The 13,165-nt window shown below is 69.8% G+C and carries 14 protein-coding genes; 3 read left to right on the forward strand and 11 right to left on the reverse strand.

Annotated features, from left to right (window positions below; translation table 11 throughout):
- Positions 1-92: 92 nt before the first annotated feature.
- Entirely contained in the window at positions 93-977 is an 885-nt protein-coding gene (locus D7W82_RS20230) for a LysR substrate-binding domain-containing protein (protein ID WP_120619915.1), read from the forward strand.
- A 9-nt stretch (positions 978-986) separates the two neighbouring features.
- On the opposite strand, the gene D7W82_RS20235 is transcribed toward D7W82_RS20230, so the two are convergent.
- Complete coding sequence (locus D7W82_RS20235; RefSeq protein WP_158617698.1) at positions 987-1,397, reverse strand: MAPEG family protein; 411 nt, start codon at positions 1,395-1,397, stop codon at positions 987-989.
- Between the two features lie 167 nt (positions 1,398-1,564).
- Here D7W82_RS20235 and D7W82_RS20240 point away from each other — a divergent pair, with 167 nt between their 5' ends.
- Positions 1,565-2,107 (forward strand): biotin transporter BioY, encoded by a 543-nt coding sequence (locus tag D7W82_RS20240; protein ID WP_233587819.1) that lies wholly within the window; start codon positions 1,565-1,567, stop codon positions 2,105-2,107.
- A gap of 146 nt (positions 2,108-2,253) precedes the next feature.
- Here D7W82_RS20240 and D7W82_RS20245 read toward each other — a convergent pair whose 3' ends face one another.
- The 5 genes from D7W82_RS20245 to D7W82_RS20265 all read right to left on the reverse strand — a co-directional run bounded on the left by D7W82_RS20245 (position 2,254) and on the right by D7W82_RS20265 (position 8,473).
- Positions 2,254-3,795: a hypothetical protein gene (locus D7W82_RS20245; protein WP_147439409.1), complete on the reverse strand. Its 1,542-nt coding sequence runs from the start codon at positions 3,793-3,795 to the stop codon at positions 2,254-2,256.
- 39 nt (positions 3,796-3,834) lie between these two features.
- Positions 3,835-5,025 carry a CmlA/FloR family chloramphenicol efflux MFS transporter gene (cml, locus tag D7W82_RS20250; protein WP_171425733.1) on the reverse strand — a complete coding sequence of 397 codons (1,191 nt, stop codon included), beginning with the start codon at positions 5,023-5,025 and terminating at the stop codon, positions 3,835-3,837.
- A 231-nt stretch (positions 5,026-5,256) separates the two neighbouring features.
- Positions 5,257-6,165, reverse strand: coding sequence for a GNAT family N-acetyltransferase (locus D7W82_RS20255; RefSeq protein ID WP_233587820.1), 909 nt, complete (start codon positions 6,163-6,165; stop codon positions 5,257-5,259).
- A gap of 149 nt (positions 6,166-6,314) precedes the next feature.
- Positions 6,315-7,361, reverse strand: coding sequence for an acyltransferase (locus D7W82_RS20260; RefSeq protein ID WP_158617699.1), 1,047 nt, complete (start codon positions 7,359-7,361; stop codon positions 6,315-6,317).
- A gap of 161 nt (positions 7,362-7,522) precedes the next feature.
- Positions 7,523-8,473 carry a GNAT family N-acetyltransferase gene (locus D7W82_RS20265; protein ID WP_120619929.1) on the reverse strand — a complete coding sequence of 317 codons (951 nt, stop codon included), beginning with the start codon at positions 8,471-8,473 and terminating at the stop codon, positions 7,523-7,525.
- Positions 8,474-8,718: 245 nt separating this feature from the next.
- Between D7W82_RS20265 and D7W82_RS20270 the strand changes: the two genes are divergently transcribed.
- Positions 8,719-10,170, forward strand: coding sequence for a M20 family peptidase (locus D7W82_RS20270; protein ID WP_120619922.1), 1,452 nt, complete (start codon positions 8,719-8,721; stop codon positions 10,168-10,170).
- Between the two features lie 8 nt (positions 10,171-10,178).
- On the opposite strand, the gene D7W82_RS20275 is transcribed toward D7W82_RS20270, so the two are convergent.
- From D7W82_RS20275 to D7W82_RS20300, 5 genes are all read right to left on the reverse strand, one after another.
- Positions 10,179-10,808 carry an HAD hydrolase-like protein gene (locus tag D7W82_RS20275; protein WP_120619923.1) on the reverse strand — a complete coding sequence of 210 codons (630 nt, stop codon included), beginning with the start codon at positions 10,806-10,808 and terminating at the stop codon, positions 10,179-10,181.
- Positions 10,793-11,386: a tRNA-uridine aminocarboxypropyltransferase gene (locus D7W82_RS20280; protein WP_120619924.1), complete on the reverse strand. Its 594-nt coding sequence runs from the start codon at positions 11,384-11,386 to the stop codon at positions 10,793-10,795. Before D7W82_RS20280 ends, D7W82_RS20275 begins: the two co-directional genes overlap by 16 nt.
- Before the next feature lie 7 nt (positions 11,387-11,393).
- Positions 11,394-12,113, reverse strand: a complete 720-nt coding sequence (locus tag D7W82_RS20285) for a hypothetical protein (protein WP_120619925.1) — start codon at positions 12,111-12,113, stop codon at positions 11,394-11,396.
- A 21-nt stretch (positions 12,114-12,134) separates the two neighbouring features.
- The gene (locus D7W82_RS20290; RefSeq protein WP_233587821.1) at positions 12,135-12,377 is read right to left on the reverse strand and encodes a hypothetical protein; all 243 of its coding nucleotides are present in this window, start codon (positions 12,375-12,377) and stop codon (positions 12,135-12,137) included.
- A gap of 323 nt (positions 12,378-12,700) precedes the next feature.
- Positions 12,701-13,066, reverse strand: a complete 366-nt coding sequence (locus D7W82_RS20300; protein ID WP_120619927.1) for a cupin domain-containing protein — start codon at positions 13,064-13,066, stop codon at positions 12,701-12,703.
- Positions 13,067-13,165 lie beyond the last annotated feature (99 nt).

Consider the following 13,165-nt stretch of genomic DNA (forward strand, 5'->3'; position numbering starts at 1 on the left):
CTCCTTGGCGACGAGGAAGATGTACCCGCGGGCCTCGATTCGTACATTCGTCTGATTTCATCGACTCGATAGATGCCGTCTATGATGGCGCCATGGAGCTCCGGCACCTCCGCTACTTCTCCGCCGTCGCGGACGCGCTGCACTTCGGGCGCGCCGCCCGGCGGTTGCACGTCTCCCAGCCCACGCTGTCGCATCAGATCCACCAGTTGGAGGAGGAGGTCGGCACACCGCTCTTCGAGCGGGCTCGCACCGGGGTGCGGCTCACGCAGGCCGGGGAGCTGTTCCGCACCTATGCCTCCCGCGCGCTGGAGGACGTGAACGCGGGCCTGTCCGCGGTGGGCGCGCTGCGAGGACTCGCCACGGGGGCGCTGCGCGTGGGCTATCCCCCGAGCATGCGCGGCCTGGTGGTGCCGGCGCTGACGGCGGTGCTGCGCAGACACCCCGGGCTGGCGCTGAGCGCGCAGGAGGCCGTGGTCCGGAAGCTGGAGCGGCAGCTGGCGGACGGAAAGCTGGACGTGGGCTTGGGCTATGCGCCCGCGCGGCTGGCGGACCTGGACGCGGAGCCCGTCTTCGACAGCCGGCTCGCGCTCGTCGTCGCGCGGGGGCATGCGCTGGCGGGCGCGGAGTCCGTGGGGGTGAAGCTGCTCGCGGAGGAGCCCTTCGCGCTCCTGTCACGCGGCCTGCGGGTGCGCGCCCGCGTGGACGCGCACTTCGCGGCGATGCGGTTCGCGCCTCGCATCGCGCTCGAATCGAACGCGGTGGCCACCGTGCTGGCCATCGTCCGCGCGGGCCTCGCCGTCACGGTGCTCCCGGAGCCACGGCTCGCGGACGCGGAGCGGCTGGTGGTGAAGCGGCTGTCCCCCGCGCCCCGCTCGGAGCTGGCCGCGCTCCTCTGGCGCAAGGGAGCCCCCCGCACGCCCGCGGCGGAGCTGTTCGCGGCGGAGGTCCGGGCACGGGCAAAGGAAGACGTGGGTTAGGCGAAGACTTCAGCCCCAGGGCCTCAGCCAGAGCACCCAACCCGCCAGGCCCAGCTGCACGACCAGGGTCAGCGTCGCGCCGACCGCCTGGATGGGGTTGGTGCGGAGCATTCCGACGGCATGCGCCAGGCGCGCCACGAGCAGCGCACCACCGAAGACATGGAGCGCCGTCGAGTTCCCACCGCTCAGCTCCGCCAGCAGCAGCAGGATGAGCGCCAGGGGGACCTGCTCGACGTTGTTGCCATGCGCGCGGATGGCGGACCCGAGGCCGGAATGGCCTCCGTCACCCCGGAACACCTTGAGCTTCGTGCGGACCCGGCTGACGTTGATGGAGAGCGCCAGCGTGAGGAACGCGTTGAGCGCGGCGTAGAGCGACGTGACCGGGACCAGGGAGAGCGTGCCAAGAAGGGGGTTCGTCAAAGCGAAGGCCTCCAACCACGAGAGGGCTGGGACGCTAACCGTTTCATGACGCCCGTGGGCGGCTCATGCACCGCGCGGGAAGCCTTGCACCGGGGTGCGTCCTCACCGAGCATCGCCCCGTGTCTCCCCTCCCCTCGACGTCGGCCTCCGTCCTGGCTGATCGCTTCGTGAGCACGCGCGCACAGGAAGCCGCGCTCATCCTGGGCGCTGCGCTCTTCACCGCGCTGCTCGCCCAGGTCGCCCTCTCCGTGCCGGGCTCACCGGTGCCCATCACGGGACAGACGCTCGCGGTCGTCCTCACGGCGGCCGCGCTCGGGCCCCAACGTGGCATGGCCGCGCAGGCCGCCTATCTCCTGCTGGGAGCGGTGGGACTGCCCTTCTTCGCGAAGGGAGCCAGCGGCTGGGGGGCCCTGGCCGGTCCGACGGGCGGCTTCCTGGTGGGCTTCCTCCCCGCCGCGCTCCTCGTGGGACTCGCGGCGCGCCACGGATACGACCGGCGGTGGTGGACGGCGGTCCCGCTCTTCCTCGCGGGCCAGCTCCTGGTCCTGGTCATCGGCGTGTGCTGGCTCCAGGTGAAGGCCGGGCTCGACTTCGCCACGGCCTTCCATAAGGGCTTCCTCCCCTTCATCCCCGGGGGCCTGCTCAAGGCCGTCATCGCGGGACTGCTCATGCCCCTCGTCTGGACGCTCGCGCGGCCTCGCGCGCCCTGAAGCGGCGCGGCCGAGACCGCTGGGGTGTCGTCAGCTCTTGCGCGAGCGCTTCCCGCAGGATGCCCGCCAGTTGGGCCACGGTCTCGCCCGGCTCCCGTTCGGCCCTGAGCAGGTACACCGGAATGCCTGGCGCCGCGGTGAACCGCTCAAGGACAGTTCAACGTCGCTGGGGACGGAAGGTTGTTCGGGTTCTGGGGAAGCGGCTGGGGATCCGCCGGAATGGCCCAGGAGAAGTCCGTGGTCGTGAAGCCCGCGAACCATGGGTACGTGGCGAAGTCGATGGGCGCCTTGTAGTCACAGGGATACGAGGGCGTCTGGAGCACCCACGTCGCGGGCGGGCTGCTGGCGGTGTTCGCGAAGGCGCTGGCCACGGCCGCGGTGCCATGACACGTCATGCAGTTGCTCTGGACGCCCACGGGGATGTTCGGTGAGGTCTCCAGGTAGGGATTGAAGCAGACGGTCATCTTGCTGCTGCCCTGGCCCTGGGTCTGGTTGTAGGCGGTGCACATCGCGTAGTTGCGCCCCGCCCCCGTGACCTTGTCCGTCATCCCCTTCTTGCTCCCGGGAAAGTCATCCGGCGCATCGCTGCCGGGCTGCCACCAGAAGGTCTGCCACGTCCAGTTGACGAGCTCCTTCGTGTTGACGTGCATCGCCGTGAGGACGGCGTAGTCGCCCGCTTCCGCCTGGAGCCCTTCGATGTTGGTGGCGTTGAAGGCCTGGGCCTCGTCGGCGTTCATCTGGAAGGAGTAGATGGCGGAGAGCGGCGTGTGCAGATAGTGCTGGCAGCTGAGGCTCGCGGACCCAGGATGGGCGTTGTTCACCGGGTCGATGAGGGCTGCCACGCCTTGAATCTGCTCGGCGGTGGCCTCCGTGATGGGAGCATCCGCCGGCGCCGTGGGGTCCACGATGGCGCACGTCAGCCACAGCGAGGGCGTGGGATGGCACTTGTCCGCTTCTTGTTGCTCGGGCGTGCACGTGGCCCCGGAGCCGGCGCTGCCCGCGAAGCCCCTCCACACGGGCACCGGCGTGGGCTTGTGCTTCTTCACCAGGTACAGCACGGGCTTGAGTTCCATGGCCGCCGAGCCCCGGTTCCCCGCCGAGGGCGCGGTGTACGGCGCCTGCCGCACGGTGCGCTGCGCGGTGGGTGTATTCGCCGGCCACTGGCTGTTGAGGTCGGCCAGGCTGGTGAACCGGTTGTAGAAATACGACGGTCCTCCCGGCGCGGCCGGATGGCCCTGCGTCAGGTACGCGGCCATCTCCGGATTGAACTTGTTGAAGGAGACAAGCTGGTCGGTCGGGGTGACGACCGGGCCCGAACCCGCCGGGTGGTGGAACTGGCGGGGCCCGTGGAAACCATGGGTGGCCTTGCGCCGCGACACGTCTGGCGTTGGCGCCCCCGGGGCCGGGAAGAGCTCCTCGCCGTTCCAGGTGTCCCACACGGGCATGGGGAGCCCCGTTCCCGGGTAGACCTGTCCGGAATCGGCATGCAGCCCCGCCCAGAGGTTCCAGGCCTTGGGGGTGATGCGGGCGGTGTTCCACGCATCCGCCCACTGCTGGATTTCATCCCGGTTGCCTGGGAAGTCATACCCGGGAGGAATGGGGGTGGGTGTGATCCAGGGGTCGCGAGGCTTGCAAGCGACCAGGATACAGAGACAGGTCAGCAGGAGCATCCGGACAGGGTGGCGCATGGGTGAAATGCAAACGCATGCACCTGGAATGTATTGGTATCACCAGGGGCGCTTGAAGGCTGCCAGGCAGCCCAACGTCACCCCCGCCATGAGCGAGGCGTAACCCACCAGGGGCCACGCGGTGTCGCCGCCGAGCAGGACGACCATCAGGGTCCCCACGACGGCGACGACGAGGCTCTGGATGCAGAAGTAGAGCGCGACCGCCGTTCCCGCCACGGCGCCAAAGGCCTGGAGCGCACCATTGGCGGTGACGGAGACGGCGAACACAATGCCCGCGGCGATGACCCACATGGGCACGACGAACGTCCAGAAGGACGGCGCCAGGAGGAGCTGCCCGGCGGTGAGCCACCCCGCGCCCAGCAGCAACAGGAGCATGCCGCGCGCAAGGCTTCCCGCCAGCCCCCAGCGGGCCACCAGGCGCTGCGCGAAGCGCGTCGTCACCATCATGGCCAGCGCGGCGGTGGCGAAGGCCAGGCTGAAGCCAAGCTCCGAGAAGCCGGCCCGTCCCATGAGCACCCGGGGCGCCGTGGAGAAGAACACGAAGAAGGAGCCCATGGCCGCGCTGAAGCCCAACGTGTACGTCCAGAACGCGCCGCTGCGCAGGATGCTCTGGACGGGCACCGTCTGACGGGCCACGCCGGAAGGACGAGTCTCAGGCCACCGTGGCAAGGCCTGGAGCAGCGCCGCCGTCGCCAGGACGCCGAGCGTGACGAAGATGGCCCGCCATCCGAAGTGCCTCGCGAGCAGGGCCCCGGCGATGGGGCCCAGTGCCGGGACGAAGGCCAGCATGGCGCTGAACAGGCTGTAGATGACCGCGCCTTCGGGCCGCTCCGCATAGACGTCCCGGACGGTGGCGAACGTCGCGACGAGCGCCGCGGAGGCCCCCACGGCCTGCAGGAGCCGGAGCCCGACGAACATCGCGGCATCGGTGGTGCCCGCGAGCAGGAAGGAGGTGGTCGCGAAGACCCACGCGCCCCCCAGCAACACCCGGCGCCGGCCGATGCGGTCCGAGAGCGGGCCGAACACCAGCTGTCCGGCCCCGAGCATGGCCATGTAGAGGCTCAGCGTGAGCTGGATGATGGAGGGAGAGGTGCCGAGGACTCCGGTCATGGCCGGAACCACGGGGAGGTAGATGTCCATGGCCAGCGAGGCCAGGAGGTCGAAGGGGGCCATCAGCAACAGCGCTGCTGGCACGGTGTGATTCCACGACAGGGCTTTGGGGTCAGACATGAAGGCATCCGCGCAAATGAGGATCATCTGGCGGCGATCTGCCTCTCCACGGGGACCGGGATGAGCTGGGGCAGAGGGCCGCGGCAACGGTGGACGTGTCGCCGCGGCTCACTCATCTGCGGAACTGGGGTCTCCCATCCGGTGGGCTCCTGGGTGCGTCAGGTCCGGGCGGGACGAAGACACCGGGCCCGTCCTGACAGGGCGCCCGAAAAAAGGAGGGCCCGCCCCGGTTCAGCCCCGGGGTGCGCGATACGCCGGGAAGAAGCCCCTGTTGTCACGGCCCGCGGACAGGCGCGCGTACACCGCGGGCTCGCAGATGACCTCGTGGGTGTGGAGGCGGGAGCTTGCGTTCGCGAAGCTCCGCTTGAACTGCTCGAGGCCGTCTCCCGGCCGCACGCCGCCGCCCAGGTGCAACGGCAATCCCAGGTGGGCGCTGAGCTCCACCATGGACTCGAAGATGGTGTTCTTGGCCGGAGAGCGCGACAGGTGCATGTCCGCCGTCCCGCCCAGGTAGTAATGCAGCACGCCGTCGCTGGCGACCGCCACCCCCGAGGAGGCGATGCCGCCGTCCGGGGCACGCGTCGTCACCAGCCAGACCAGCGGCGAGGCGAACAGGTCCTCGAAGTACGCGTCGGAGAAGAAGTACCGGGCGTGCGCTTCGTCGCGGACCATGGTCTGCCGGTAGACCTCCTTGAAGCCCTCGAGCGCCTCATGCGAAGCCTCGCGCGCCGGAGCGCAGGTGCTCACGTAGCCCAGCCGGGTGTTGCGCCGCATCTGCCGGCGGGCCTCCGCCTGGAACTCGAGGGGGCGCCCGGAGTCGATGAAGAACACCTCATTGCGCTCCGTCCCGCCCGCGAAGCACCGGGGCCCCGAGACGCGGTCGCGCACGAAGAGGCTCACGAGCCCGATGCCGGTCCAATCCACGGCATCCTTCGAGACCTCGCTCAATCCATCCAGCCGCGCGCCGGGAAAGCCATACGGGGAGATGGCATCGCGGTAGGGCGTTCCTTCAATGGGCCGCACGAGGAGCGGCACCCGCAACCCGCGCCCCTCGCCGTCCTCGATGACCAGCGTATGCGTCACCCCTTCGGCCCGCAGGTGGTGCGCGGAGCGGAAGTAATCCTCAGACAGGGCGGACATTCCCGCGTCAGGAATCAGGAGGGCGCGACAGGGCCTCAGGCGCTGAGACGGCCCTCGCATGGCTTCGATGTGATTCATTCGAGCGCATCCTTTCCATGAGCAACGCAGGGCCCGCCGCCCCCCTGCTCCAGCGCGGGGCGCGGTGGCCCTCAGGCGAGGTGTGACGGGACCGCTGCCCGAGCGCCTGCCTTCCGCCGCCACTGCCGGAAGGCACGCAACGCGGGCTGCTCAATCCCATGGGTGATGACGATGGCCAGCAGGAGCCCGACCGTCATCGCGACCGCGATGGCGGCCTCGGGGCGCCAGGCCGCGGCTTCGAGCCTCCGGATGATGACGTAACCGATGTTCTGGTGGACCAGGTAGAAGGGATAGGAGATGAACCCCATGAAGAGCAGCGGGCGCCAGGTGAGCCAGCGCAGCCAGCCCCGGGACAACGCATGGGAAATGCCCAGCACCACCGGGAACACGGCGGCGGGCGCTTCACTCCCCACCAGCACCTCGTGAGCGAAGCTGACGGCCACGAGCACCAGCGCGGACGGCAGGGAGACCTCGCCGCGGCTCTGCTTGAAGGCCAGCACGCCCAGCGCGAAGTATTGCAGGTGCGGCCGGCTCGCGAGTCGCGCCAGGAAGGTCATGCCCACGGCCTGGGCCGCCAGCTCCGCCACGGTCTGCAACACGACGAGCACGATGAAGAGGGGGATGATTCTGGGCAGCGTCCGCGTGTACGCGAGCACGAACATCAACAGGTAGAACGACAGCTCGATGGTCAGCGTCCAATACACGGTGTCCACGTGCGGGACGCGAAGCAGCTCGTGAAACATGGTCAGGTTGACCAGGGCCGTCTGGAGGCTGAATTCGCGCTCTGGCAGCCCGAACAGCGTCACCACCGTGAAGGTGAGCGCGACGGCCGTCCAATAGGACGGGTAGAGCCGGGCCGCGCGGCTCCACACGAAGTCCCGGGCCCGCTCGACGCGCTCCAGCGACATCAGGATGACGAAGCCGCTGATGGCGAAGAAGAGCTGGACCCCATACTTCCCGAAGCGCATCTCCCAGAGGGGAACCGTGTGCCCATAGAGGTCGCTGTATTCGGCCGTGAAGTGATACAGCGCGACCGCCAGTGCCGCGAACCCCCGGAGTGCGTCCAGTTCCACCAGACGCGGCGGGCTCATCTCCGGAGCAGCATGCATGCGTGTCATCCGGGTCCACCCTTCCAGAAGCTCTCCGGTCAGCGTTTGGAGCGAGCCCAACGGTAGGTTTCTCACGATGCTCTCACCATGCCCCCTTGGGTCGCGGGCATGTGTCACGTCTTGCGCATGCGCCCGCCCTCGCGTCGCAGGGCGGGCATTCCACATGTCACTCAACTCCGGGGCGCGCGGTAGGCCGGGAAGAAGTCGCTGCCGGTGCTGCCTTCCGACAGGTGGGCATACACCGCCGGCTCGCAGATCAGCTCATGGGTGTGGAGCCGGGAGCTCGAGTTCGACAGGCTCCGCTTGAACTGCTCGAGGCTGTCCCCCGGCCGGATGCCGCCACCCAGGTGGAGCGGGACACCGAGTCGTGAGCAGAGGTCCGCCAGCGTTCCAAAGACATTCTTCGCCGGAGAGCGCGCCAGATGCGCATCCACCGTTCCGCCCAGATAGTAGTGCAGCATGCCGTCGCTGCTGACACAAAGCGCGGCGGAGGCCACGTCGCCTTGCGGCGCATGCGTCGTCACCAGCCAGGCGCAGGGGGACGAGAACAGCTCCTCGAAGTAGGCGTCGGGGAAGAAGTACCGGGAGCTCGCCCCTTCGCGGACCATGGTCTGCCGGTAGGCTTCCTGGAAGCCCTCCCGGTCCTCGCGAGACACCGCGCGAGCCTCACGCGCGGTGCTCACGAAGCCCAGCCGGAGGTTGCGCCGGATGTGCCGGTAATGCATCTCCCGGAACTCCACCGGCAGGCGCGGGTCGATGAAGAACACCTCGTTGCGCTCCGTCCCGCCCGCGAAGCACCGGGGGCCCGAGACGCGGTCGCGCACGAAGATGCTGACGAGCCCCGTTTCCCTCCAATCCACCGCGTCCTTCGACACCTCCTGGAGTCCGGCCAGCGCGCCGCCGGGAAACCCATACGGGGAGATGGCATCGCGGTAGGGCGTTCCCTCGATGGACCGCACGATGAGCGGCACCCGCAGCGCGTTCCCCTCGCCGTCCTCGATGATCAGCGTATGCGTCACCTGTTCGGCTCGCAGGTGATGCGCGGAGCGGAAGTAGTCCTCCGACAGCGCGGACGCCCCTTCATCCGGCACGAGCACGGCCTTCGTTCGCATCATCCGCATGGCTGTGCCCCCCACCACCTGAGTCATCACGAATGTATTTCAATTTGTTACTGGCTTTCGCGTTGCAGACTAGCCTTCCAGCCCCCGCGCTGGAGCCGCCCGCCGGGGTCACGCCGATGTTGGAATCCGGGCGGTGATGCCCCGGGGCCTCGCCCTGTCGTCGCGGTCTTCGGGTTCGCCGGCGGGAGTGGCGCGCCGCGCCTGCTGCTAGGCTCGACGGCGACCTCTCCGGGAACCTCCAACCGATGAAGCGCGTCCTCCTCGTCCTGCTGGCCCTCGTCCTGCTTCTCGTGGGCGTCCTCGTCGTCCGCACGCTGCGCTTCGGTTCACGGCAGGTGAGCGCCGAGTCCGCCGAGCCCTTCGCGGTGGATGCCGCCGCGGCCGCGGGCCGCCTGGCGGAGGCGCTGCGCCACCGCACCATCGCCGCCTCCGACGGCATGCGCGCGGAGGACGCCGCCTTCCAGGCGCTGCACGCCGGGTTCGTCGCCCGGTTTCCCCGCGTGCACGCGGAGCTCGCGCATGAGGCCGTGGGGGCGCATGCCCATCTCTACACCTGGAAGGGTTCGGAGCCCGGCCTGCGGCCCGTGCTGCTGATGGGCCACCTGGACGTGGTGCCCGCGGAGGCGGAGGCCACCTGGAGCCACCCGCCCTTCGACGGCGTCGTGGCGGAGGGCTACGTGTACGGGCGCGGGACGCTGGACGACAAGGGCAGCGTGCTCGCCATCCTCGAAGCCGTGGAGGGCCTGCTCGCCGAGGGCTACCGCCCCCGCCGCACGGTGATGCTCGCGTTCGGCGCGGACGAGGAGGTGGGCGGGCATGACGGGGCCGCGCGCGTGGCCGCGCTGCTGCGCGAGCGGGGCGTGGCCCTGGAGTCGGTGCTGGACGAGGGCGGCCCCATCGGCGTGGGGCTCGTGCCCGGCGTGGCCGCGCCGGTGGCGCTGGTGGGCGTGGCGGAGAAGGGCTCGGCGCGCGTGGAGCTGGTGGTGCGGAGCACGGGCGGACACGCGTCCATGCCGCCCCCGCAGACCGCCGCGAACACCCTCGCCCGGGCGCTCGTGCGGCTGGAGGAGCACCCGTTCAAGCCCGAGCTGCGCGGCGGGACGCGGGCGCTCTTCGAGCACGTGGGGCCGGAGATGAGCTTCGGCATGCGCCTGCTCTTCGCCAACACCTGGCTCTTCGCGCCCGTCATCGAGCGGCGGATGGCCGGGGCGCCCTCCACGAACGCCAGCATCCGCACCACCTTCGCGGCCACCATGCTCGAAGCAAGCCCCAAGCCCAACGTGCTTCCCTCACAGGCGCGCGCGGTGCTCAACGTCCGCCTGCTGCCGGGCGACAGCCTGGAGGACGTGCGCGCCCACGTGCGCGACGTGGTGGATGACGCGCGCGTGGAGCTGACCGCCGAGGGCGACGAGGCCTCGCCGGTGTCGCGCCTGGACACGGAGGGCTGGCGGCAGTTGCAGCGCAGCATCCGGCAGGTGTTCCCGGACGTGCTGGTGGCGCCCTTCCTCACCGTGGCGGCCACGGACGCGCGCTACTTCCATCCCCTGAGTGACAGCGTGTACCGCTTCGTGCCGGTGCGGATGAACCGTGAGGACCTCACCCGGATGCACGGCCGCGACGAGCGGCTCTCCGTGGAGGAGCACGCCGCCGCCATCCGCTTCTACGCGCAGTACCTGCGCAACAGCACGCGACAGTAAGACGCGCCTTACGCCGCGGCGGCCTGCAGCAACTCGTCGAGGCGGGTGAGGACGACCGTGGGCGCGCGCGAGCGCAGCAGCGCCTCCGTCGCGTAGCCCCAGGTCACCGCGGCGGTGGCAATGCCCTCGGCCGCCGCGGCCTCGATGTCGCGCACCTCGTCGCCCACGGAGAGGGCCTCGCCGGGACGCACGCCCGCGGCCTTCAGCACCTTCCGGAACTTCGCCCGCTTGCCGAAGAGGCCCGCGCCGCAGGCGTAGTGGCGGATGCGCGCGGACGCCACCGGCCCCAGCACGCGCCGCACGTTCTCCTCCGAGTTGGAGCTCACCACGGCCAGGGTGATGCCCCGCGCCTCCAGCTGCTCCAGCATCGCCTCCACGCCCGGGAAGGCCGGGATGCGGTGCGCGTCACGCGCGACGAGCTTGCGCATATGGGCCGCGATGAAGGGCAGCTTCCACATGGGCACGCCGAGCCGCGCGATGATGGCCCGGGTGTCCTGCCCGCGCAGCGCCTCCAGCTCCTCCGCGCTGACGCTGCGAAAGCCGTAGCGCCGGGCCACGTCATTGAAGATGCCGCGAAACCAGCCCGCGCTGTCCGCGAGCGTCCCGTCGAAGTCGAAGATGATCAGCCGGTATCCCATGGGGCTCGGTTCAGCGTCCCACAGTCGGCGATGCGCTGCACCCGGAGCGCGGCCAGCCGAGCCAGCGGCGCCGCCACCTCCGGTCCCTCCAGCAGGGCCACCGCGCGGGCGACGGCGTCCAGGGTGGACATCCCTGCGGGGTGCGAGGGCTCGCGAAGCATGAGCAGGCCGGGCTCTGGCGGAGGCAGCACCAGCCGGGGCAGAGCCCGCAGCTCCGGGAGCCGCTGGGTCATCCGCCGCGCCTGCGACCAGTTCGCGTCCAGCACCACCACCTGCCTGGGAGGAGGCGCGTCCGGCGGCGCCGTGGGACCGTCCGGGAAGAGCAACCAGGTCCCCGGTTCGGAGAGGACCTCCAGGTCGAAGGTCCCCGCCATCGAACCGTGGATGAGCAGCTTCGCGTTCGAGAGGGCGAGCGCGGCCACGCCTCCGGTGTTGCTCCGCTTCGACACCTCCATCACGTGCTGGAGGAAGACGAAGCGGGTCCGGGTCTCCACCTGGGGAACCTCCGCGCACAGGCACAGGTGTTTCGCCAGGTTGCAACGCGTACAGCGGGGTGGACGGGCAGCGCGGGGAGGCATCCTCCCGTCATCCTGTGCCGGTCCTCCCGCCAAGAGAAGGACTCGTTGCCGGGCTGGCGGCCACCGGGCCCACGGCAGGCGGCACGGTGGCCGGGCCCTGCTTCTCGCGCCGCGCCAGCTCCCTCGCGCCCAGGAAGCCCTTGACGAGCACCGAGAAGATGAAGACGCGGACGACGAGCCGCGACATGTCGGACAGCCCCAGCCCCTCCGGCGTCGTCATCTTCGCGAAGGTCGTGGTGAGGGTGTCGACGGCGAAAAGCAGGATGGCCACCAGCGGCGCCACGCGCGAGCGCTTGAACATGAAGAAGCCCAGGACGGCCAGGAAGCCTCCGAACAGGACGTTGGCCAAGGTCACCGGAAGCTGCTCCGCCGGGTCGTTCGCCACGACGAACAAGACCATCGTGGACGCCGTGGTGAAGGCCGCCATCCCGTAGAGCATGTACGTCGCGGAGCGGGCCTGCGGGATGGGATCCGACGCGCTGTCAGGCAGCGGCACGCCGTTGAGCATCACCCGCAGCTCCGTCACGACGACATGGACGAGCTGGACATGCAGCACGTTCCCGTCCGGGAGCGTGAACTCCACCCCATGCTCCAGCTGGAGCGGGTCCTCCACCGAACCCACCCGCTGATCGTTCAGCTCGATCCGCAGGTCCCGCCAGCCTTCGCCCCAGAACAGCTCCAGGTTCTGGGGCCCCCCCTCTTCCAATGCCAGCTTCAACACGCCCATCGAAGAACTCCCGCCCCTGGCTCAGAGGTGGTTGTACAGCCCCAGAAGGAAGAGAAAGAGCATCACCACGTGGAACCACCCCACGTTGCGTGCAATCACCGCGGGCTCATGCCCGGACACGGGGGCCTGGCCTGCTTCAATGGCATTGAGCTCCTTCTGCCCCAGCACCAGTCCGACGATGCCCGGGGCGAAGCCGCAGAAGCCCACGGTGGCGAACACCAGGGCCAGCACCGCACGTGCGGAGGGCTTCTCACGCTTGCTCAATTCCTGGCAGGAAGGACACAACCCGCGCTTGCGGCACCGGGCACAGATGAAGGTCCCGCACCGGGTGCAGGTTCCTTCCGCGAGTGTTTCAGGATGTCTGGGACAGAGCGCGGCGGGGACTTCGTCCATCCCAGACGTCTATCATTCTCACGGGGTTTCAGGCACAAGCGCACCGGGCATTCCCCCAGGTTGACGCCGGGTCGCGCTGTCGCTCTTCGTCTTCTGGGGGCGCCGGACGCGCGCGCCCATCAAGCCCCGGCACGCCGGCTGACAGGAGCGGGGCCTCCCTGAGGGAAGGCCCCGCGCCCTCGCATCACCTCACGTCACGCCTTGGCGCTCTTCGAGGCCTCGTGCTCGTCGCGGCCGTGCGCGGAGGAGACGGGGCTGGTGGCCTCCACGGCGGAGAAGGTCTCCAGGACCTTGTACGTGTGGCTGGCCCCGCGCGGCACGAGCCAGGAGTCGCCGGGGTTCAAGAGGATGATCTGCCCCTCCAGGTGCAGCTCCGCGCGGCCCTTGAGCACGAAGCCCACGGTCTCGTAGTCGCGCGTGCTGGCGGGCTTGGCCTCGGCGGGCGGCTCGTCCTCCCACAGCCGCATGGCCACACGGACGCCGGATGCGAGGTACTTCTGGCCCATCTCCCCCTTGGGGGAATGGCGGCTCTCGACCTTCTTCACGCTGGTGTCGCCCATGTTCGCCTCTCCTTGGGGGGCGGCGTCCGGCGCCGCGCTCCTCCTGGGAGAAGGTAGGGAAGACCCCGGACCGTGGCGGACCGCGTCGCGCTGGCCGCC

The organism is Corallococcus sp. CA049B, from assembly GCF_003611685.1.
Taxonomy (GTDB): domain Bacteria; phylum Myxococcota; class Myxococcia; order Myxococcales; family Myxococcaceae; genus Corallococcus; species Corallococcus coralloides.